The organism is Burkholderia sp. Ax-1724 (genome assembly GCF_011752995.1).
In the GTDB taxonomy this organism is placed as follows: domain Bacteria; phylum Pseudomonadota; class Gammaproteobacteria; order Burkholderiales; family Burkholderiaceae; genus Paraburkholderia.
Genome location: NZ_VWWL01000007.1, coordinates 153624 through 174165, shown reverse-complemented (window position 1 = coordinate 174165; position 20542 = coordinate 153624). Strand labels below are relative to the sequence as shown.

Below are 20542 nucleotides of genomic sequence, written 5' to 3'. Positions count from 1 at the left end.
TGTTATTACGCGCCCGATGCAGCGGAAGCGGGTTGAGCCGCGGGTTGCGCCGGTTGCGCGCCGCTGGCGGCCGGCGCGCCTTGCGCGGCCGCGCCGGAAGCCGCATCGCCGGGCAGTTGCGCCGGCACGGGCTTGACCTGCTGGCCGGGGCGCGCCTTGTCGGTGCCCTGGACGATCACGCGGTCGCCGGCCTTCAGGCCGTCTGCGATCACCCAGTACGCGCCGAACGTGCCCGAGGTGACGAGCGGACGCAGCTCGACCTTGTTGTCGGTATCGACGACGAGCGCGGTAGGCTGACCCTTCTGGTCGTGCGTGACGCCTATTTGCGGAACGATGAGCGCGTTCTGGTTCACGCCTTCCTCGATCTTCGCGCGCACGAACATGCCCGGCAGCAGCACGTGGTCCGCGTTCTTGAAGATGGCGCGCACCGTGACCGAGCCGGTGCTCTGGTCGACGGTGACGTCGGTGAACTGCAGCTTGCCCTTCTCCGGATAGACCCGGCCGTCTTCGAGCACGAGCGACACCTGGGCCGCGTCCGGGCCACTCGTCTTCAGACGCCCTTCCTGCACTTCGCGGCGCAGCTTCAGGCCGTCGAGGCTCGATTGCGTGAGGTCGACGTAGACAGGATCGAGCTGCTGGACCGTCGCCATCAGCGTGGCCTGGCTCGCCTGCACGTACGCGCCCGGCGTGACCTGCGACACGCCGATCTGGCCGGTCACGGGCGAGGTTACGTCGGTATAGCCGAGGTTGATCTGCGCGGTGTCGACCGCGGCCTTGCCGGCGGCGACATCGGCGGCGGCCTGGCCTTCGGCGGCAACCGCGTTGTCGTAGTCCTGCTTGCTGACCGCATTGGCGGCGACCAGCACCTTGTAGCGGTTGGCCTGCGCGGTGGTCGACACGAGGTTCGCCTGCGCCTTCGCGAGCGACGCCTTCGCGTTATTCAGCGAGGCGATGTACGGTGCCGGATCGATCTTGTAGAGGCGTTGACCCGCCTTGACCTGACTGCCTTCCGTGAACTCGCGGTGCAACACGATGCCGTCCACCCGTGCGCGGACTTGCGCGACGAGGAACGCACTGGTGCGGCCGGGGAGTTCGGTGACGACCGGCACGGTCGTCGGCTGGAGGGTGACGACGCCGACTTCGGGCGTCTGGGGCGGCGGGGCAGATTGTTTTGGTCCGCATGCCGCCAGCAAGATGGCAGCCGTCGCGGCACTGATTAAGCGGAATGGAACCCGTTCGACGCGCATGGAGCAACCTCTGTCAAAGACTGAGAAGAAAAAGTGCGCGCATCCCTACCCCGGGGACGACTGCGCACACATGCGTCTTGCGACGCTTGACCGGTAGCCCGTGAATGCGAACCGCGCCTGCAGGGGCACCTGTGTGAAATGTGCGAACCCGGGAATGCCGCACGGCGCCACGCTTTCCGGCACGGCGCAACAGCGTTCTGAAAGGCAACAGTGACGGATATTAACCGTTGATCCCGGCTTGGGCTATCCAATCGTGGGATGCTATTATATATACATTCACGAATGCATGTAAAAGTGCGTTTACTTCTCTTGCGGGCCGGGGACTTGCAAGTTCGCTTCGCTATTCGCTTAATAGTAGTCAGATTGTCATCGGGCTGACTTAAAACAGCCCGGGGAAACCCCGCAATCAGGGCAAGTCATTCCTAATATGGCCAGAAAAACCAAAGAAGAGGCATTGGAGACGCGCAACCGGATTCTCGACGCGGCCGAACTGGTCTTTTTCGAGAAAGGCGTATCGCGCACCTCGCTGGCTGATATCGCACAGGCCGCGGGCGTCACGCGCGGGGCGATCTACTGGCACTTCGCGCACAAGAGCGAGCTGTTCAACGAGATGTTCGACCGCGTGCTGCTGCCGCTCGACGAACTGAAGGCCGCCTCGCTCGACCCGAACGAAACCGATCCGCTCGGGCGTCTCGTGGAAGTCTGCATGGTCTGTCTGCGCGACACCGCCAACGACCCGCGCCGCCGCCGCGTGTTCGACATCCTGTTTCTGAAATGCGAGCTGGTCGAGGACATGGGGCCGATGATGGAGCGCTATCAGACCAATATGCGCGAAGGGCTGACGAAAATCGAAGGCGGTCTGCGCAACGCGATCTCCAAGGGACAGTTGCCCGAGGATCTCGACACGAAGCTCGCCGCGGCGATGGTCCATTCGTTCGTCGGCGGCGCGCTGCGCGACATGCTGTTCCTGCCCGACGCCACCGATTTCGGCACGCACGCGCAGCAGATGGTGGAAGGCATCTTCGACGCGCTGCGCCTGAGCCCCGCGTTGCGCAGAAAGGTGGCCTGAGCGGCCCGAGCCACCCGGTTTATGCGGCACGCAGATTCATGCGTACCGCCACCGCCGTCCGCGGGATTCAGGCAAGCGCCTTGCGCGCCCGCGCCGCCTGATTCGACACATAGATGTTGCTGCGCTCGAGCGGCACGCCGCCCTGTACCGCCGCGATCCACGCATCCGTGCTCGCCACCGCCGCGAAGCGCGACTGCAGCACCACGCTGAACACGCGATGAATCTCCTCCGCGCTCGCAAAACCCGCGCTGTTCTCGTACGGCACCGAGCCCGTCGCGTCGTGCAGGAATTCGACCGCGAGCCCGGCATGCACCGCGTGGTTGATCGTCGATGCGTCGCAATTGTGCGTCATGTAGCCGGTGACGGTTAGCGTGTCGATCTGACGGGAGACGAGCCAGTCGGCCAGATCGGTGCCGGCAAAGGCGCTCGGCAGCGACTTCTCGACATGGTGGTCGTGCGCGCGCGAGGTCACCACCGTGTGCAACTCCGCTCCCGCGCTGCCGCGCGCGAACAACGGCGAGGTCGCCGGCGCGATGTTCTGCACGACCACGACCGGCACGCCGGCGGCCCGCGCCGCGTCGATCGCCCGGCCGATATTGGCGAGCGACGTCTGCACATCCGGAAATTCGATCGGCAGCTCGCCGGTTACGTATTCGTTCTGCACGTCGATGACGATCAACGCGCGGCGCGGCGTGGTCATGGAAAAGCTCCTTGTTGAAAATGGGAAATCCGGAAACAGAAGTGGGCGCCGCGCGCTGCGACGTGGTTGGCTCGGCGCGGGGCGACGAAGCCCGCATTATCGGCCCACGATCGACACCTAGCGCCACGCCGGGGTTTCGTCGCAGCACCCGCGCGGGAGCCATCCGTACATTGAGCCCCCGGGCACGGCCCGAGGTATCAGTGCTCGCTGATCCAGCGCACGAGGTACAGCAGCAGCGCGACGAAGAAAATCATCCCGGCCCACGCCCAGTTCGGCACGGCGTGCTGTCCGGGCTCGTGCTGCGCGCCGCCATGCGGCCAGCTATGCGATGCGCTCGCCGCGCGGCCGGTCAGCGCACTGCCGTGATCGACGCGCGTGCGCCGCGCGATGCCGCCCAGCGCGATCGGGCGCAGAAACACGTGCTGCCGGCGCGCCGCCGCGCCGCGCGCGCGGTTCGGCCCCTTGCCGTGCTTGGCGCGCACGACGGCATCGAATTCGGTGAAAAAATCGTCGGCCAGCTGATGCAGCGCGTTTTCGAGCTGACGCGCAGGCAGCTCGGCGAGAGGACCCGACGACGTCGCCCAGATCGTGTAGTCGATCCGTGTGCCGCGCTCCCGGCCGCTGCCATGCGCACTCTCGTCCGCCCGCAAACGCACTTCGATCTGGCCGCGCAAGGCGCCGATGCCCTGGGCACGCGCCTTGAAGTTGATGGTGCGGCGTTGTGCCTCCGCCGGACCGGAATCCTGGCCGGCGACATGGGCGCGCGCGTCGTAATGCGCGCGCAACGGGCCGAGCGGCACCGTCATGGTCAGCGCGTACTCGCCGTGAGCGAGGCGCGTGAACGACTCGCAGTTGTCGAGGCTGGCACGCAACAGCGCGAGGTCCTGCAGCGCGTCCCAGACATCGGCCGGCGCAAGCGGAATCCGTAACGCATCGTTCAGTTCCATGACCACCTCCCCCGATAAACACGCGCCCGCCGGATCATGACGTCTGATCGATACGGTCGACGCGCGATGCGTAAAACGCCAGATACCCCTTGATTTGCTTCGCCTGCTCGAACGGCTCCTCGTAGCTCCATACCGCGTTTTCGACCAAGCCGTTTTCGGTGCGCAGATGGAAGTACGACGCGTCGCCCTTGAACGGACAGTGCGACGTATGCGTCGAGCGTTCGAGCCGCGCCATGTTCACATGCGCGCGCGGGAAATAGAACACGTCCGGCAAGCCGGTTTCGCAGAGCGTCAACGCGGCCTGCGTATCGGCCATCGTCACGCCACCGTGAATCACGCGCACCCGGTGGGGGTTGTCGCGAATCACGATGGTGTGGCCGCCGGAATTTCCTGCAGATGTCGACGCATCGCTCATGTCCATGCTCCGTGATGGTGTGGGCCGGTTGGGCGGAATGCTGCAAGGCGCTGCCGCATGAACGACAAAGCCACGGGACGTGCCCGTGGCTTCATTATCGGCCAAACTCCAGTCGCTTGCGCGGCCGTCCCCTGCCGCAAGGAACCGGCACCGCGCATCCGGTCGCGCCAACCCGCAGGCCGCGGCGCCGAGCGGACCGCTTACTTCGCGTTCACTTCACGCTCCAGACGAACGCCGCCTTGACGTTGCCCCGCGCCTGTACCGTCACCGCGCGTGTCTGCTCGCTGCCGCTGTACTTCGCGTGCACGGTATAGCGTCCGGGGTGCAGCCTGACCAGCATGAACGGGCCGCGCGACGTCGCACTCAGGACCTCGCCGCCATGCGCATCGACGATGCGAACGTGGACGTCGGCGAGAAATTCGCCGTTCGGGCCGGTAAAGCGCAGCGCCAGCGGCCACTGGCTTTGCGCCCGTTGCAGCGCCCGCGACTCGTCGAGACCGACACCGCCCGACACGTACGACACGTTGCCCTGCTGCTGGGTTTGCGGCATGCCGCCACCGTTGACGTTGCCGGCGCTCGTGTTGTCGGTAGTCGAGCCGCCGGTCACACCGCCTGCCTGCTGCGCGTACGCTCCGCCAGCCAGTCCGAGCGTGAGCGCCGCGCAGAGTGCAGCGGCTACGATCCTTCGCTGATTGCGTTGGGTTTTCATCGGTTCGCTCCTTGTTAAAGCCCTTGTCCGGTGTCCCTCGGTGGACCCGATCAAGGATCATGCAACCTGCGTGCCAACCGTCCGGTTGCGTCGACGGAAAAACGTCGCCCTTCGAGCGTTGGCGCGCGATACAAGCGCGTGCGGTTCGCCAAAGGGACGGGCGAAAAAAATGCCGGTTCGTTGCAGCAAATGCAAAGAACCGGCAATCGCTACCAAAACTCGGCACGGATCGGGCGGGACATGATCGAACCGCCCGGCTCGACGATCAGCCGAGATCGACGGGCACGAAGATCTGCGCGTTGTCGCGCTGAATCAGCAGCGCGATGCTGTTGCCCGCGCCCGAAATCATCTGCTTGAGCTGATCGACGTTCGTGACGGGCCGGCCGTTGACGGCGAGAATCACGTCGCCCGGCTGGATGCCCGCGCTCGCGGCCGCCCCACCCGCCTGCTGCACGAGCAGACCATGCGACACCGACGCGCTGCTCTTTTCTTCCGGCGTCAGCGCGCGTACCGCCACGCCGAGGCGACCTTGCAGCTGGGTCTGCTGATCGGCCTTGCCCGCGGACGCAAGCTTCGCATCCGAGAACGAACCGATCGTCACCTTCACGTCCTTGGTGGATTTGTCGCGCCACACCTTCAGGGTTGCCGAAGTGCCCGGGGCAATGCCCGCGATCTGTGCCGGCAGATCCGACGAGTCGTTGACGTCGTCGCCGTTCACCGAGAGGATCACGTCGCCCGGCTGCAAACCGGCCTTGGCCGCCGGACCGCCCGGATCGACCGAGCTGACGAGCGCGCCTTGCGGCTTCTGCATGCCGAACGAATTAGCGAGCGTCTGGTTCATGCCCTGCACCGCGACACCGAGACGACCGCGGCTCACATGGCCGGTCTTTACGAGATCGTCCTTGACCTTGATCGCCTCGTTGATCGGAATCGCAAACGACAGGCCCTGGAAGCCGCCGGTCTGCGAATAGATCATCGAGTTGATGCCGATCACTTCGCCCTGCAGGTTAAAGAGCGGGCCACCCGAATTGCCCGGGTTCACTGGCACGTCGGTCTGGATGAACGGCGTGTAGTTCTCGTTCGGCAGCGAGCGCGACTTCGCGCTGATGATGCCCGAGGTCACGGTATTGTCGAAACCGTACGGCGAGCCGATCGCGACCACCCACTGACCGACCTTGCTCTGACGCGGATCACCGATCTTCACGGTCGGCAGGTTGCTCGCGTCGATCTTCAGCACGGCGACGTCGGACTGCTTGTCGGCGCCGACCACCTTCGCCTTGAACTCGCGCTTGTCGGTGAGCTTCACGGTAACGACATTCGCGCCGTCGACCACGTGCGCATTGGTCAGGATGTAGCCGTCATTGCTGATGATGAAGCCGGAGCCGAGGCTCGCGCTCGGCTGGTCGGGTGCGTCGCCGCCATCGCCGCCTTGCATGCCCGGCATCCCGCCGAAGAAACGCTTGTAGAACTGATAGAACGGATCGTTCGGATCGATCGGCAACTGGTTGCCGCCGAAATTGCCACCGTTGTTGCCGCGCATCGCGGTCTGCTTGACCACGTGCTTCGCGCTGATGTTGACGACGGCCGGGCCGTAGGTTTCGACGAGGCCGGAGAAATCGGGGATGCCGGTCTTGGCGGCGGCTTCGGCGGGCATCATCGCAGCGGCCTGCGCGGGGGAGATGATCTGCGGTGCGGGCACATCGCGATGGCCCGCCACATAACCGGCTGACAGCGCGGCGGCGACAGCGACCGCAACGGCGCCGCGGGACAAGGTTTTCGCGTTCATCATGAGCTCCTGGCTGGAGAAAGTGACTTTGGATGTCGAGGAGCGTAAGGGGGATCGCTTAAAAGAGTCTTAAGCAGCGACAGATCGCGGGAACCTTATCGGCCGGGCTTGTCAGGCCATCGTGGCGGCCACGTTCCAGTGGCAAAAACGCGCTCGTCAGAAGCGCACGGTGACCTGCAAACCGCCGGCCGGCGCTTCGTCGAGCGACACTTGCGCATGCTGTTGCACGGCGATGCGGCGCACGATCGCAAGACCGAGGCCGCTGCCCGCCACATCGGTGCGCACGCGGTCCGCGCCGGCACCCGCGCGATAGAAGCGGTCGAACACGCGCTCGCGATCCGCGGGAGCGATGCCCGGTCCGCTATCGGCGATCCGCACGACCGGCCGCCCCCCCTCGACACGCAAGCTCACGTCGACCCGGCCGCCATGCGGCGTGTACTTGGTCGCGTTGTCGAGCAGATTGTTGAACATCACACGCAGCGCCTCGGCCTCGCCGGTCACGGTGGCGGCCTCGCTCGCCTCGATGCCGAGATCGACGCCGCGGTTCATCGCCAGCGGCGCATAGGTTGCGACGCAGTCCTGCAACAGTGCGCGCAGATCGAACGCTTCGACCACCGCCACGCCGTCGGGCTCGGCACGCGCAAGCGCGAGCAACTGCTCGGCGAGGCGAGTGGCACGCGTCACGCCAGCCTGCAGATCGGCGAGCGCCTCGCCGCGCGCGGTTTCGTCCCGCGCGCGCGCCACCAGTTGCGACTGAATCTGCACGGCGGCAAGCGGCGTGCGCAATTCGTGCGCGGCATCGGCGACGAACGCCTTCTGGATGTCGAGCGCGGTCGCCAGCCGTTCGAGCAGCCCGTTCAACGCGCGCACGAGCGGCTGCACCTCGAGCGGCAGACGCTGGTCCGGCAACGGCTCCAGTGCTTCCGGATGACGCGCGTCGAGCGCGCTCGTCACGCGCCGCAACGGCTTCAGCCCGCGTCCGACGATCACCCACACCGCGAGCCCGAGCAGCGGCAGCAGCACGATCAGCGGCCACAGCGTGCGCAGCGCCACGTTCGCGGCGAGCCGGTTGCGCACCGACAGCGGCTGCGCGAGCTGCACGACGTTGTCGCCGACGATCGCGCCATACACGCGCCATTCGCCGCGATCCGTGCTCTCGGTCGAAAAGCCGAGTTCGGCGCGCGGCGCGAGCGGCGCACGCGGGCGCGAGTAGTACATCAGCATGCCGTTGCGATTCCAGATTTGCAGCACGATGCCCTCGTCGCCGGTATCGCGCCCGAGCACCTGCGAAAACGGCTCGGCCGGCAGCGCGGCGGCAATCTGTTCGAGCTGGTAGTCGAACAGCTCGTTCGCCTCGGCAAGCGCCTGGCGGTAAATCAGCCATCCCGCGATGCCGACGCCGAGCAGCACGATCGCGATCAGCCAGATCAGCAGTTGACGGCGGATCGAGCGCATCGGCTCAGGCTTCCTTCGCGATCATGTAGCCGAGTCCGCGCACGTTGCGGATCAGTTCGGCACCGAGCTTCTTGCGCAACGCGTGGATGTAGACCTCGACGGTATTGCTGCCGATCTCCTCGCCCCAGCCGTACATCTTTTCTTCGAGCTGGCTTTTCGACAGCACCGCGCCCGGCCGCGCGAGCAACGCCTCGAGCAGGGCGAATTCGCGCGCCGACAAGGCGACCGGCGCGCCGTCGAGCGTGACCTGGTGCGCGGCCGGATCGAGGGTCAGCGTACCGTGGCGAATCGTCGAATCGCTGCGGCCGGAATGACGGCGGATCAGCGCGCGCATGCGTGCGCCGAGTTCGTCGAGATCGAAAGGTTTGACAAGGTAATCGTCGGCGCCGGCGTCGAGGCCCTTGACGCGGTCGGCGACCGCATCGCGCGCGGTGACGATCAGCACCGGCAGCGCATGGCCGCGCGTGCGCAGCGTACGCAGCACTTCGAGTCCATCGCGCTTGGGCAGGCCGAGGTCGAGCAGCGCCAGATCGTAAGGCTGGCTGGCTACCGCATGCAGCGCCGCTTCGCCGTCCTCGACCCAATCGACGGCAAAGCCTTCGCCGCGCAGCGCCTTGCGCACGCCCTCGGCGATCATCCGGTCATCTTCGACAAGCAGGATGCGCATGATTGTCCGTTCCGAAACGTTTGATGATGCCGCATTCTAGCGCCCGCCTCCAGGCTGCGCGCCGCCCCGCGCTTTTTTCACCGCAGCGGCATGGCATGTCACTACAATGGGCGCTTTGCGCCGCGCGGCGGCCGCACGGTTTCGAGCGGTCGCGCGCGACGTCTCGCGCAGGCCGGACGTATCGACCGGCTCCGGCGTTTGCACGGACCGCAAGGCCGCGCTGCTCCGCCCGCCCGTCATGCGACGGCCGGCGGGACACGCGGCGCGACACCGTCAGACAGGCCGGTCGCCGCAGCCGTGCTCCACCCGTGCGCGTGCCCTGAAATTTTGCCCGTTTTTGCCCGTTCGTTTGCTTCCTCGCCCGTTCATGACGCCTGCCTTTCTGTCTTCCGTCGCACGCCGTGTCGCGTCGCGGCCGCACCGCTCCCCCGCTTTCGCCACGCTCATGCCGAGCCGCCTCGTGGCGCGCCCGGCTGCCTGGCTTCTTGTCGCCGCGCTCGGCGCGGCCGCGCTGCCGCCGCACACGGCCGAGGCGCGCGTCAAGACCACGCATCCCGGCGTGAACGTCACCACGGTGCTGCCGCCGCAGGTGATGGCCGGCCTGCATCGCGCGCACGTGCCGCTGTCGTCGATCAGCGTAGTCGTCGAGAAAGTCGGCGACCGCACGCCGATCCTCGCGCTGAACGCCGGCAAGCCGATGCTGCCCGCCTCGACGATGAAGCTCGTCACCACTTACTCCGGCCTGTCGATTCTCGGCCCCGACTACCGCTGGCGCACGAGCGCGTACTCGGACGGCACGCTCGACGCGAGCGGCGTGCTGCACGGCAATCTGTACATCCAGGGCACTGGCGACCCGAAGCTCGTGCCCGAGGAACTGATCGATCTCGTGCAGAAGATCCACAAGGCGGGCATCACCGGCATCGACGGCGCGCTCGTGCTCGACAAGCGCTACTTCGATCCGTCGACGCGCGACCTGCCGCCGTTCGACGACGACACCACCGCGCCGTACAACGTCGGCCCCGATCCGCTGCTCTACGCGTTCAAGTCGCTGTCGTTCACACTGACGCCATCGGCGGACGGCACGGTGGCGATCGACGTGCTTCCCGCGCTCGCGCAGTTGCGCATCGACAACCAGCTGCACGCGACGAACGGCCCGTGCCGCGGCGAAGCGCCAACGCCGAGCGTCACGCCGCAGCCCGACGGCACGCTCGTCGCGTCGTTCACCGGCGACCTCTCGATGCGCTGCGACGCGCGCACGGTCAACGTTGCCGTGCTCGATCACTCGGCGTTCTTCGCGGGCGGCTTCCTCGCGCTGTGGCAGCAAACCGGCGGCACCCTCCACGGCGCGACGCGCGAAGGCGCGGTGCCGCTCGGCGCGAAGCTCGTCGCGACGCACGAAGGGCCGGTGCTGTCCGACATCGTTCGCGATATCAACAAGTTCAGCAACAACACGATGGCGCGCAACCTGTTCCTGACGATCGGCGCCGTCGAGGAGCACGCTCCCGCGACCCCGGCGAAATCCGTGCGCGCCGTCGAGGACTTCCTGCGCCGCGACAGCCTGAACACGGAGTACCTGACGCTCGAAAACGGCTCGGGCCTCTCGCGCGACGAGCACGTCACCGCGCTCATGCTCGCCGATCTGCTGCAGCGCGCCAACGCGAGTCCGGTCGCGCAGGTGTTCGTCGAATCGCTGCCGATCGCCGGCGTCGACGGCACGATGCGCAACCGCCTGACCAACCAGGGCGCGGGCGGCAACGCGCACATCAAGACCGGCACGCTGCGCGACGTGCGCGCGATCGCCGGCTACGTGGCATCGGCCGACGGCAACAGCTACATCGTGGTGAGCCTGATCAACGATCCGCATTCGGAAGCCGCGCGCGCCGCGCACGACGCGCTGCTCGAATGGGTCTACGACGGCCCCTCGCAAGGCTTCACGAAAGTCTCCGCGCCGCTCGAAGAACCGCGTGCAACACCCAGCAAAAAACCGCGCAAGCGCGCCGGCCACTGAGTATTCCTTCTAGCGACGCCGCACGCGGCGAGCGCCCTAACCGTGTACGCTGTCGGGCAGCATGCGGCGCGCGACAGCGCGCGCCTGCCGCACAGGCCGCGTGATCCACCTCAGGATCACGCGGCCCACACCAACGATAACGACACCACCCGTCGCGCACCGCGCGGCGCTCGGGGACCAGGAACGGAGACACGATGCAATTCGACGCCGAATTGCTGCTGCTCGCGATGGCGCCCGTCTTTCTCGCCTGCATCGGCTGGGAGGCGTGGCACGCGAGCCGTACGCGCCCGGCCGAGCGGCTCTACAGCTGGCGCGACACGCTGTGCAACGCCGCGCTCGCGATCATGCAACAGGCCGCCGACAAGCTCGCGTGGCTCGCGATCATCCCTGTCTACGCGTTTTTCTACGAGCATGACCGCCTTCATACCTGGCCGGCGAGCTGGATGTCGTTCGTCGTCCTGTTCGTCGCGCAGGACCTGCTCTATTACGTGTTTCACCGCTGCAGCCATCGCGTGCGCTGGCTGTGGGCCGCGCACGTCGTGCATCACTCGTCGGAGCGGATGAATTTTTCGACCGCGTTCCGCCAGAGCCTGATGTACCCGGTCGCCGGCATGTGGGTGTTCTGGATTCCGCTCGCGGTCCTCGGCTTCCCGCCGAAGCAGATCGTCGCGATCGTGCTCATCAATCTCGGCTTCCAGTTTTTCGTGCATACGCAGATGATCGGCAAGCTCGGCTGGCTCGAATACGTGTTCAATACGCCGTCGATCCACCGTGTGCATCACGCGCGCAACGCACGCTACATCGATCGCAACTACGCAGGCGTGCTGGTGATCTGGGACCGTCTGTTCGGCAGCTACGTCGACGAAGATCCGCACGAGGCTCCGCAGTACGGCATCGTCGAGCCGCTGCACACGCATAACCCGCTGAAGGCGGCGTTTCACGAATGGGCCTCGATGGCCGCCGATTTCGCGAGCGTGCGCGGCTGGCGCGACAAGTGGCGCGCACTGTTCGCGCCGCCCGCGTGGGCCGCCGCCTATCACGTGCGGCGGCAGGCGGCCGGCCCTACGGAGCCGGCCACGCCGAACGCCTATGCACAGACACGCGCTCACGCGCATCCGGGCACGGAATCGGGCAAGACGATGGGAACACGATAAATCGGGCAAGCGCCGATCGGTCCGGCTCGAACACGATTCAAATTCATACGGCCATGTTCCGGAAACCGTAGAAGATTCTGTAAGCTGTCGTCACGCCGCCGACGCGACGGACGCCGCCTGCAACACATGGCATAAGGGCCACACATACGAGGAGATGTCGTCAACATGAACCAAGCAGCTTCGAAGAAACAGCAATGGGTCCGCGTCACGCAGATCGCCGTGGCGAGCGCGGCATTCGCCGCCCTGGCGGCGTGCGGCGGCGGTGGCGACGACAACAGCAACGCGAGCAGCACGCCGCCGGGTGGCGTCAAGCTGCAGATCGTCTCGTTCGGCGACAGCCTCTCGGACGTCGGCACCTACGGGCCGTCCGTCCAGGCGAGCGTCGGCACGGGCGGCGGCCGCTTCACGACGAACCCGGGCGAAGTCTGGACGCAGAAGGTCGCCGAGTACTACGGCGACACGCTGAGCGCCGCCTACGTCGGCGGCTTCGGCCAGCCGCTCACCGCGAACGGCGGCCTCGGCTACGCGCAAGGCGGCTCGCGGGTCGATCTGCAGCCGGGCGAAGGCTACGCGCCGAACAACCTCGCCGCGACGACGGTGCCGATCACGGCCCAGGTCACCGAGTACCTGAGCGCGCACGGCAGCTTCAACGCGAACCAGCTCGTGCTGATGAACGGCGGCGCGAACGACATCTTCATCCAGGCGCAAGCGGTCTCGGATGCCGGCACGGCGGCGGCAACCCAGGTGCTCGAAAGCGGCGGCACCGCGGCCGACGCGCAGACGGCCGCCGCGACGGCCTCGCAGGCGGCAACGGTGAACGCGCTGCAGGCGATCGGCGTCGCGGCGGCCACGTTCGTCGGCACGGTGCAGAAGGTGATCGCATCCGGCGCGACGCATGTGGTGGTGTCGGACATCCCCGATATCGCGCAGACGCCGCAAGGTCTCCAGGCCGGCGCGCAAGGCCAGGCGCTCTTCAGCGCGCTGGTCCAGACCTATAACGGCGTGCTGCAGCAGCAGCTTGCGTCGAACAAGCAGGTCATCTACGTGAGCGCCTACGCGTGGCAGGACCAGACGATGGCGAACTATCAGTCGCTAGGCTTCACGGTTTCGAATACGGGTACCGCGTGTAACCTGACGTCGATGGCCACCAACGCAACCAATTACGCGACGAAGAATCCCGCTGTGCTCCTGCCGGGACAGACGGCCGCGGCGTTCGGCAGCGCATTCGCGTCGTCGCTGTTCTGCTCGCCGCAAACCTACACGGTGGCCGGCGCGGACCAGACCTATATGTTCGCGGACCTCGTGCACCCGACCACGCATCTGCATTTGCTGTTTGCGCAGCAGGTCGAGAAGCAGGTCGCGGCGAGCGGGCTTGGGAAGTAAAGGGGGATTCGGGCGCGGGGCTGGCGTGTTTGCCGCGCCATGAAGTCGAGCGTAGCGAACGATACGCTCAGCCCTGCGCCTCGAAAGCCGCCGCCGCGCGCCCGAGCCGGTCGTTGACCGCGATCCATTCGATCGTGTCGGGCAGCTTCTCGATCAGAATCCGCGTGACGTTCGCGCGATCGAGCGCCCGCAGCAGACCATACAGCTCGCGAGCGTAAGCATGCGGGTCTTCCGGCGCGGCGACGAAATGCACGCCTTCGGCGTCGGCCCAACGCCCGGCACGCGACGCCCGCGCGACCAGGGCCACGCGCTCGCCGGTCTCGCGCACCGCGAGCAGCGGCTCCAGCTCGCCGAACGGCAGCAGCGCGAGCGGCGTGCGCGGCGCGTAATGCGCCTTCAGCGTGCCGGACGCGCGCGGTGCCGTCGCATCGGAGCCATCGGGCAGACGCGGCGCTTCGCCAAGCACGTCGGCGATATCCTGCGGCGTGACGCGGCCCGGCCTCAGCAGCGCCGGAAAACCGCGCGACAGGTCGAGAATCGTCGACTCGATCCCGACATCCGACGCGCCGCCGTCGAGCACATGAATCGCGCTGCCGAATTCGTCGCGCACATGCTGCGCGGTGGTCGGGCTCACATGACCGAAGCGGTTCGCCGACGGCGCGGCCACTCCGCCATGCCCGCCGCGCAATGCGCTAAATGCCTCGAGTAAAGCCTGCGCCACCGGATGCGACGGACAGCGCAGCCCCACCGAATCCTGCCCGCCGCTGACCGCCGCGGGAATATGCGCGGCACGCTTGAGGATCAGCGTGAGCGGCCCCGGCCAGAACGCGTCGATCAGGCGCTGCGCCTCGCCCGGCAAATGCTCGACCCAGTAGTTCGGATCGCCCTGCGGCGCCAGATGCACGATGACCGGATGATTGGCGGGCCGCCCCTTCGCCGCGTAAATGCGCGCAACCGCGTCGGGGCTCTCGGCGTCGCCGCCGAGGCCGTACACGGTTTCGGTCGGGAACGCGACGAGCCCGCCCGCGTCGAGCAGCGCGGCCGCGTGCCCGATCTGCGCGGCGCTGACCGGCAACGCGCCGGCGGCGCTCGCGGAATCTTCGGCGGGTTTCTGTTGATCCGGCATGGCGCGCGCGTCAGTTCGTGATGATGCGCAGCAGCCGCGCGCAATCGCGCGCCGCCGTGCGGGCTTCTTCGAGCGTCGGCGCCGTAAAGTTCACGTGACCCATCTTGCGGCCGCAACGCGCCTCTTCCTTGCCGTACAGATGCAGGCGCGCGGCCGGCAGCGCGGCGACTTCCTGCCACGGCGGCGTGACCGCCGCGCGCTTCGGACCATCCGGGAACCACACGTCGCCGAGGATGTTCAGCATGACCGCCGGCGAATGCTGGCGCGTGTCGCCGAGCGGCATGCCGGTCATCGCGCGCACCTGCTGCTCGAACTGGCTCGTCGCGCAGGCGTCGACCGTGTAGTGGCCGGAGTTGTGCGGGCGCGGCGCCATTTCGTTGGCAACGAGCGAGCCGTCTTCGAGAATGAAGAACTCGACGCACAGCACGCCGACATAGCCGAGCTTCTCGGCGATCTGCAGCGCGGCCTGTTGCGCCTGCTGCACGAGTGCGGGCGAGGCGTCCGGCGCGGGCACGATGGTGTGCGACAGCACGCCGTCACGATGCGTGTTCTGAGCGAGCGGATAAACGACCGACGCCCCGCTCGCCGCGCGCGCGATCAGCGCCGATACCTCGAACTTCAGCGGCAGAAGCTTTTCGAGCACGCACGGCACGCCGCCGAGCGATGCATGTGCCTCGCGCACTTCCTCGGCGTTGCGCACGCGGACCTGGCCTTTGCCGTCGTAACCCAAGCGCGCCGTTTTCAGAATGCCGGGCAGCACGGCTTCGAGCTGCGCGTTGTCGAGCGCGGCAAGCGCATCCGACGATTCGATCACGACGTGCGGCGCCACCGTCACGCCCGACGACGCGATGAAGCGCTTCTCGGCGATCCGGTCCTGCGCGACGGCGACGCACCGCCCCGCCGGGCTCACGAAGGTGGTCTTCGCGAGAAAATCGAGGCTCGCGGCCGGCACGTTCTCGAATTCGGTCGACACCGCCGCGCACAGCCGCGCGAGTTCGGTCAGCGCCACTTCATCGTCGTAGGCCGCGCGCAGGTGGCGATCGGCGACCGCGCCGGCCGGACTGGTTTCGTCCGGATCGAGCACGGCGACGCGATAGCCCATCGCCTGGGCGGCAAAGCAGAACATGCGGCCGAGCTGGCCGCCACCGACCATGCCAAGCCATGCGCCGGGCAGAATCGGTGAAACCGGTGTGTTGTCTGGGTTCATCTTGGTGGTCGGTCGCGGCCGGATACGCCTTGCGCTCATGCGGCGAGCGGCGGGCATCCCGGCCGGGGGTCGGACAGGAGACGTCCTGGTCTTTAAAAACAACCGGCGCGCTTACAGCGCCGGCAATACCATCGCATGAGCCGCTTCGTTCTGGCGCACGCGGAATGCAGCGAGCTTGTCCGCATATTCGGCGCTGGTGCCGGACAAGAGCGACACCGCGAACAGCGCTGCGTTCGCGGCTCCCGCCTCGCCGATCGCAAACGTCGCGACCGGCACGCCCTTGGGCATCTGCACGATCGAATGCAGCGAATCGACGCCCTTCAGATACTTGCTCGCGACCGGCACGCCGAGCACCGGCACCGTGGTCTTGGCGGCCAGCATACCCGGCAGATGCGCCGCGCCGCCCGCGCCCGCGATGATCGCGCGGATGCCGCGCCCGCGCGCGCTTTCGGCATAGGCAAACATTTCGTCAGGCATGCGATGCGCGGACACGACCTTCGCTTCGTACGGCACGCCGAATTCCTGCAGGATCGCGACAGCGTTCTTCATGACTTCCCAGTCGGAACTGGAGCCCATCAGCACGCCGACGACCGGCGCGTCATGCGTATGGGCGGTTTGTGCTTCACTCATCTCTACGGCTTCCTTGCTTCCTTGTTTCCGGGCAATGCGCGCCTGACGCGGCGCGCGCAATCCGATCAGTCGAGCGTGTGCCCGGTCAGGCGCTCGAGCGCTTCCTGGTATTTCTCGCCCGTTTTCGCGACCACGTCGTCCGGCAGCTTCGGTGCCGGCGGCTCTTTCTTCCACGGCTGGGTTTCGAGCCAGTCGCGCACGAACTGCTTGTCGAACGACGGCGGGTTGGTGCCGACCTGGTACTCGTCCGCCGGCCAGAAGCGCGACGAATCGGCGGTCAGCGCCTCGTCCATCAGATACAGCTTGCCGTGGTTGTCCAGACCGAATTCGAACTTCGTGTCCGCGATGATGATGCCGCGCGTCGCGGCGTAATCGGCGGCTTCCTTGTACAGGCGGATCGAGATGTCGCGGATCGTAGCCGACAGTTCGGTGCCGATGCGGCGCTCCATCTCGTCGTAGGTGATGTTTTCGTCGTGGTGGCCCATCTCGGCCTTGGCGGCCGGCGTGAAGATCGGCTCGGGCAGCTTCTGCGCGTTCTGCAGGCCCGGCGGCAGTTGCACGCCGCACACCGAGCCGGTGGCCTGGTAATCCTTCCAGCCGCTGCCGGCCAGATAGCCGCGCACCACCGCTTCGACGAGAATCGGCTCCAGACGCTTGACGACCACCGCGCGGCCCTTCACCTGCTCGACTTCGTCCGGCGCGACCACCGACTCGGGCGCGACGCCCGTCAGGTGATTCGGCACCACGTGCTTGAGCTTCTCGAACCAGAAGTTCGCCATCGCGTTGAGCACGCGGCCCTTGTTCGGAATCGGCTCGCCCATGATGACGTCGAACGCCGACAGACGGTCGGTCGTGACGATCAGCAACTGGTCGTTGCCCACCGCATAGTTGTCGCGGACTTTACCGCGGCCGAGCAGCGGCAGCGAGCGGAGCGTGGATTCGTAGAGGGTAGACATCGTCGTGGTTCGCTAAAAGTGGGGCAAAAAGTGTGACCGGAACAAAAGGGAAACGCCGTTCCCCCGATGATGCGGGAACGGCGATCTAACGACAACCTGGCCAAACGGCCAGCAGGCCGGGCGAAAAGCCGGCCGGAACGACAGCTTAGCGGACGACTTGCGCGAGCTCGCCCGACTTGTACTTCTCCGCGATTTTATCAAGCGAGACCGGCTTGATCTTGCCGGCCTGGCCTTCGCAGCCGAATTGCGTGTAGCGGTCGATACAGACCTTCATCGCCGCTTCGCGCGCCGGCTTCAGGTAGTCGCGCGGATCGAACTTGCCCGGGTTGGTCGCCATGTAGCGGCGGATCGCGCCCGTGATCGCGAGACGCAGGTCGGTGTCGATGTTGACCTTGCGCACGCCGTGGCGAATGCCTTCCTGGATTTCCTCGACCGGCACGCCGTAGGTTTCCTTCATGTCGCCGCCGAATTCGCGAATCTCGGCCAGCAGTTCCTGCGGCACCGACGACGAGCCGTGCATCACGAGGTGCGTGTTCGGAATGCGCGCGTGAATTTCCTTGATGCGTGCGATCGAGAGAATGTCGCCCGTCGGCTTCTTGCTGAACTTGTAGGCGCCGTGCGAGGTGCCGATCGCGATCGCCAGCGCGTCGCACTGGGTCAGCTTGACGAAGTCGGCGGCCTGCTCCGGATCGGTCAGCAGCTGCTCGCGCGTCATCGTGCCTTCGGCGCCGTGGCCGTCTTCCTTGTCGCCCTTCATCGTTTCGAGCGAACCGAGCACGCCCAGCTCCGCTTCCACGGTAACGCCGATCGAGTGCGCCGCCTCGACGACCTTGCGCGACACCTCGACGTTGTACTCGTACGAGGCGACCGACTTGCCGTCGGCTTCGAGCGAGCCGTCCATCATCACGCTCGTGAAGCCGCTGCGAATCGCCGCCATGCACACCGCCGGCGACTGGCCGTGATCCTGGTGCATCACGACCGGGATGTGCGGATACGATTCGACCGCCGCTTCGATCAGGTGACGCAGGAACGGCTCGCCCGCGTACTTACGCGCGCCGGCCGATGCCTGCATGATGACCGGGGCGTTGACCTTGTCGGCCGCGGCCATGATCGCCTGCACCTGCTCCAGGTTGTTCACGTTGAACGCCGGCAGGCCGTAGCCGTTTTCGGCAGCATGGTCCAGCAGTTGACGCATTGATACGAGAGGCATGCTGTAACTCCTTAGATTGAAACGAATTCTTTTGTCGTCGGCATCTTTTGCGGCGATTCTATCGCGAAGCAGGCGGCGTTCCCGGGCTCGCAACGGCGTTTTGGTGCGCCGTCGCACACGAGCCATACGGATGCCGGGGTGCCGGCCTGCTTCGCTCAATCGGGCCTGTGCCGATCGAGCGGGTCCTACCCGATCAGTACGGTTCGCCAACCCGCACGATCTTCAACGTGTTGGTGCCGCCGGCCTGGCCCATCGGCTCGCCGACCGTCAGCACGACCATGTCGCCATGCGACGCATAGCCCTTGCGGACCACGGTTTCGAGCGCCTGCTGCAAGGCGGTGTCGCGGTCGGTGTTGGTGTCCAGATGCAGCGAGGTCACGTTGCGGTACAGCGCCATCGCCCGCTCGCTGCCGACGCGCGGCGTCAGCGCGAAAATCGGCACATGGGTCCAGTGGCGCGACATCCACAGCGCGGTCGAGCCCGACTCGGTCAGCGCGACGATCGCCTTCGCGCCGAGGTGATAGGCCGTAAATAACGCGCCCATCGCGATCGACTGGTCGATGCGCGTGAACGTGCGGTCGAGGAAGTCCTTGTCGAGTTCCGACTGCTCCGACTTCTCGGCTTCGAGACAGATCGCGGCCATCGTCTCGATGGTCTGCACCGGGTACTTGCCCGCCGCCGATTCCGCCGACAGCATCACCGCGTCGGTGCCGTCGAGCACCGCGTTCGCGACGTCCGACACTTCCGCGCGGGTCGGCACGGGTGCGTGGATCATCGACTCCATCATCTGCGTCGCGGTAATCACGAACTTGTTCGACTCGCGCGCCATGCGGATCATGCGCTTTTGCAGCGCCGGCACCGCGGCATTGCCGACTTCGACGGCCAGATCGCCGCGCGCGACCATGATGCCGTCCGACGCGTCGAGAATGCCCTGCAGCGCCGGAATCGCTTCGGCGCGCTCGATCTTCGCGATCATCTTCGGCTTGATGCCGTACGGCGCGCCAGCGATGCTCGAGAGCTGGCGGGCCATTTCCATGTCGGTGGCGTTCTTCGGAAACGACACCGCGATGAAATCGACGCCGAGCGACATCGCCGTGCGGATGTCTTCCATGTCTTTCGCGGTCAGCGCGGGCGCCGACAGCCCGCCGCCCTGGCGGTTGATGCCCTTGTTGTTCGACAGCTCGCCGCCGACCTTCACGATCGTGTGGATCTCGTTGCCGATCAGGCGCTGCACGTCCAGCACGATCAGGCCGTCGTTGAGCAGCAGCACGTCGCCCGGCTTCAGGTCGCGCGGCAGGTCCTTGTAGTCGAGGCCGACGCGCTCGTCGTTGCCGAGCTCGCAGTCGGCGTCGAGGATGAACGGATTGCCGACGACGAGCGTCGTGCGGCCGCTCTCGAACTTGCCGACGCGGATCTTCGGCCCCTGCAGGTCGGCCATGATGGCGACTTCACGGCCGGCCTGGCGGGCCGCCTCGCGCACGAATTCGGCGCGCTGGCGGTGGTCGTCGGCGGTGCCGTGCGAGAAATTGAGCCGCACGACATCCAGCCCCGCACGAATCATTTGCAGCAGGATTTCCGGTGTGCTGGAAGCCGGACCGATAGTAGCGACAATCTTGGTGGCGCGATGCATGAGTCTCCTCGTCTGGATGGGATCGCTGGAAAGAGCACTGGGGGGCTGCTGCGGAGTCGGCGCATCGAAAGATGCTGCGTGGGGTCGCGCGCCGGCTGTGACCGGGGTCGCTTTGTGGGGTAATACGGGTGATGCGGTATGCGTGACCGGCGCCTCGCGCGCCGGGGTGTGGCCGTGCTGCTTGCCGGAAGGCTGTGCCGGCGGGGTCGAATCTGTTTGAGTGGAGTCGGTGCGGGGCGTTGG

The 20542-nt window shown here is 66.6% G+C and carries 18 protein-coding genes; 4 read left to right on the top strand and 14 right to left on the bottom strand.

Translation table 11 applies throughout. From position 1 onward, the window contains the following. Nucleotides 1-5: 5 nt before the first annotated feature. Nucleotides 6-1247, bottom strand: coding sequence for an efflux RND transporter periplasmic adaptor subunit (locus tag F3J19_RS11285; protein WP_167040877.1), 1242 nt, complete (start codon nucleotides 1245-1247; stop codon nucleotides 6-8). 427 nt (nucleotides 1248-1674) lie between these two features. Between F3J19_RS11285 and F3J19_RS11280 the strand changes: the two genes are divergently transcribed. Then, nucleotides 1675-2316, top strand: coding sequence for a TetR family transcriptional regulator (locus F3J19_RS11280; protein ID WP_167040874.1), 642 nt, complete (start codon nucleotides 1675-1677; stop codon nucleotides 2314-2316). Nucleotides 2317-2383: 67 nt separating this feature from the next. On the opposite strand, the gene F3J19_RS11275 is transcribed toward F3J19_RS11280, so the two are convergent. From F3J19_RS11275 to F3J19_RS11245, 7 genes are all read right to left on the bottom strand, one after another. Next, nucleotides 2384-3016 (bottom strand): cysteine hydrolase family protein, encoded by a 633-nt coding sequence (locus tag F3J19_RS11275; protein ID WP_167040871.1) that lies wholly within the window; start codon nucleotides 3014-3016, stop codon nucleotides 2384-2386. Between the two features lie 197 nt (nucleotides 3017-3213). Next, nucleotides 3214-3963 carry an SRPBCC domain-containing protein gene (locus F3J19_RS11270; protein ID WP_167040868.1) on the bottom strand — a complete coding sequence of 250 codons (750 nt, stop codon included), beginning with the start codon at nucleotides 3961-3963 and terminating at the stop codon, nucleotides 3214-3216. A 34-nt stretch (nucleotides 3964-3997) separates the two neighbouring features. Continuing rightward, nucleotides 3998-4378: a DUF427 domain-containing protein gene (locus F3J19_RS11265; protein WP_167040865.1), complete on the bottom strand. Its 381-nt coding sequence runs from the start codon at nucleotides 4376-4378 to the stop codon at nucleotides 3998-4000. A gap of 211 nt (nucleotides 4379-4589) precedes the next feature. Beyond that, nucleotides 4590-5087, bottom strand: a complete 498-nt coding sequence (locus F3J19_RS11260; RefSeq protein WP_167040862.1) for a carboxypeptidase-like regulatory domain-containing protein — start codon at nucleotides 5085-5087, stop codon at nucleotides 4590-4592. A 265-nt stretch (nucleotides 5088-5352) separates the two neighbouring features. Beyond that, nucleotides 5353-6873 carry a DegQ family serine endoprotease gene (locus tag F3J19_RS11255; RefSeq protein WP_167041248.1) on the bottom strand — a complete coding sequence of 507 codons (1521 nt, stop codon included), beginning with the start codon at nucleotides 6871-6873 and terminating at the stop codon, nucleotides 5353-5355. A gap of 156 nt (nucleotides 6874-7029) precedes the next feature. Continuing rightward, nucleotides 7030-8328 (bottom strand): ATP-binding protein, encoded by a 1299-nt coding sequence (locus F3J19_RS11250; protein WP_167040859.1) that lies wholly within the window; start codon nucleotides 8326-8328, stop codon nucleotides 7030-7032. Between the two features lie 4 nt (nucleotides 8329-8332). Next, nucleotides 8333-8995, bottom strand: a complete 663-nt coding sequence (locus F3J19_RS11245) for a response regulator (protein WP_167040856.1) — start codon at nucleotides 8993-8995, stop codon at nucleotides 8333-8335. A 367-nt stretch (nucleotides 8996-9362) separates the two neighbouring features. On the opposite strand from F3J19_RS11245, the gene dacB reads away from it, so the two are divergent. The 3 genes from dacB (at nucleotide 9363) to F3J19_RS11230 (ending at nucleotide 13540) form a co-directional block, all read left to right on the top strand. Then, entirely contained in the window at nucleotides 9363-11003 is a 1641-nt protein-coding gene (gene dacB / locus F3J19_RS11240) for a D-alanyl-D-alanine carboxypeptidase/D-alanyl-D-alanine-endopeptidase (protein ID WP_167040853.1), read from the top strand. Nucleotides 11004-11197: 194 nt separating this feature from the next. After that, nucleotides 11198-12157 carry a sterol desaturase family protein gene (locus tag F3J19_RS11235; RefSeq protein ID WP_167040850.1) on the top strand — a complete coding sequence of 320 codons (960 nt, stop codon included), beginning with the start codon at nucleotides 11198-11200 and terminating at the stop codon, nucleotides 12155-12157. Between the two features lie 165 nt (nucleotides 12158-12322). Continuing rightward, nucleotides 12323-13540, top strand: a complete 1218-nt coding sequence (locus tag F3J19_RS11230) for an SGNH/GDSL hydrolase family protein (RefSeq protein ID WP_167040847.1) — start codon at nucleotides 12323-12325, stop codon at nucleotides 13538-13540. A 67-nt stretch (nucleotides 13541-13607) separates the two neighbouring features. On the opposite strand, the gene F3J19_RS11225 is transcribed toward F3J19_RS11230, so the two are convergent. The 6 genes from F3J19_RS11225 to pyk form a co-directional block, all read right to left on the bottom strand. Beyond that, a complete protein-coding gene (locus tag F3J19_RS11225; protein WP_167040844.1) occupies nucleotides 13608-14666 on the bottom strand; it encodes an L-threonylcarbamoyladenylate synthase in 1059 nt (352 codons plus the stop codon). 10 nt (nucleotides 14667-14676) lie between these two features. Further along, nucleotides 14677-15873 (bottom strand): 5-(carboxyamino)imidazole ribonucleotide synthase, encoded by a 1197-nt coding sequence (locus tag F3J19_RS11220; RefSeq protein ID WP_167040841.1) that lies wholly within the window; start codon nucleotides 15871-15873, stop codon nucleotides 14677-14679. A gap of 111 nt (nucleotides 15874-15984) precedes the next feature. Further along, nucleotides 15985-16503, bottom strand: a complete 519-nt coding sequence (gene purE, locus F3J19_RS11215) for a 5-(carboxyamino)imidazole ribonucleotide mutase (protein ID WP_167040838.1) — start codon at nucleotides 16501-16503, stop codon at nucleotides 15985-15987. 65 nt (nucleotides 16504-16568) lie between these two features. Next, nucleotides 16569-17459, bottom strand: coding sequence for a phosphoribosylaminoimidazolesuccinocarboxamide synthase (locus F3J19_RS11210; RefSeq protein WP_167040835.1), 891 nt, complete (start codon nucleotides 17457-17459; stop codon nucleotides 16569-16571). A gap of 145 nt (nucleotides 17460-17604) precedes the next feature. Then, the gene (gene fba, locus F3J19_RS11205) at nucleotides 17605-18669 is read right to left on the bottom strand and encodes a class II fructose-bisphosphate aldolase (RefSeq protein ID WP_167040832.1); all 1065 of its coding nucleotides are present in this window, start codon (nucleotides 18667-18669) and stop codon (nucleotides 17605-17607) included. 193 nt (nucleotides 18670-18862) lie between these two features. Beyond that, entirely contained in the window at nucleotides 18863-20299 is a 1437-nt protein-coding gene (gene pyk, locus F3J19_RS11200) for a pyruvate kinase (RefSeq protein WP_167040829.1), read from the bottom strand. Nucleotides 20300-20542: the final 243 nt, after the last annotated feature.

Bases quoted from the DNA above. Each gene is read 5' to 3' on its own strand.
- F3J19_RS11285 (WP_167040877.1), bottom strand. From the start codon at position 1,247: ATGCGCGTCGAACGGGTTCCATTCCGCTTAATCAGTGCCGCGACGGCT.
- F3J19_RS11280 (WP_167040874.1), top strand. From the start codon at position 1,675: ATGGCCAGAAAAACCAAAGAAGAGGCATTGGAGACGCGCAACCGGATT.
- F3J19_RS11275 (WP_167040871.1), bottom strand. From the start codon at position 3,016: ATGACCACGCCGCGCCGCGCGTTGATCGTCATCGACGTGCAGAACGAA.
- F3J19_RS11270 (WP_167040868.1), bottom strand. From the start codon at position 3,963: ATGGAACTGAACGATGCGTTACGGATTCCGCTTGCGCCGGCCGATGTC.
- F3J19_RS11265 (WP_167040865.1), bottom strand. From the start codon at position 4,378: ATGAGCGATGCGTCGACATCTGCAGGAAATTCCGGCGGCCACACCATC.
- F3J19_RS11260 (WP_167040862.1), bottom strand. From the start codon at position 5,087: ATGAAAACCCAACGCAATCAGCGAAGGATCGTAGCCGCTGCACTCTGC.
- F3J19_RS11255 (WP_167041248.1), bottom strand. From the start codon at position 6,873: ATGAACGCGAAAACCTTGTCCCGCGGCGCCGTTGCGGTCGCTGTCGCC.
- F3J19_RS11250 (WP_167040859.1), bottom strand. From the start codon at position 8,328: ATGCGCTCGATCCGCCGTCAACTGCTGATCTGGCTGATCGCGATCGTG.
- F3J19_RS11245 (WP_167040856.1), bottom strand. From the start codon at position 8,995: ATGCGCATCCTGCTTGTCGAAGATGACCGGATGATCGCCGAGGGCGTG.
- dacB (WP_167040853.1), top strand. From the start codon at position 9,363: ATGACGCCTGCCTTTCTGTCTTCCGTCGCACGCCGTGTCGCGTCGCGG.
- F3J19_RS11235 (WP_167040850.1), top strand. From the start codon at position 11,198: ATGCAATTCGACGCCGAATTGCTGCTGCTCGCGATGGCGCCCGTCTTT.
- F3J19_RS11230 (WP_167040847.1), top strand. From the start codon at position 12,323: ATGAACCAAGCAGCTTCGAAGAAACAGCAATGGGTCCGCGTCACGCAG.
- F3J19_RS11225 (WP_167040844.1), bottom strand. From the start codon at position 14,666: ATGCCGGATCAACAGAAACCCGCCGAAGATTCCGCGAGCGCCGCCGGC.
- F3J19_RS11220 (WP_167040841.1), bottom strand. From the start codon at position 15,873: ATGAACCCAGACAACACACCGGTTTCACCGATTCTGCCCGGCGCATGG.
- purE (WP_167040838.1), bottom strand. From the start codon at position 16,503: ATGAGTGAAGCACAAACCGCCCATACGCATGACGCGCCGGTCGTCGGC.
- F3J19_RS11210 (WP_167040835.1), bottom strand. From the start codon at position 17,459: ATGTCTACCCTCTACGAATCCACGCTCCGCTCGCTGCCGCTGCTCGGC.
- fba (WP_167040832.1), bottom strand. From the start codon at position 18,669: ATGCCTCTCGTATCAATGCGTCAACTGCTGGACCATGCTGCCGAAAAC.
- pyk (WP_167040829.1), bottom strand. From the start codon at position 20,299: ATGCATCGCGCCACCAAGATTGTCGCTACTATCGGTCCGGCTTCCAGC.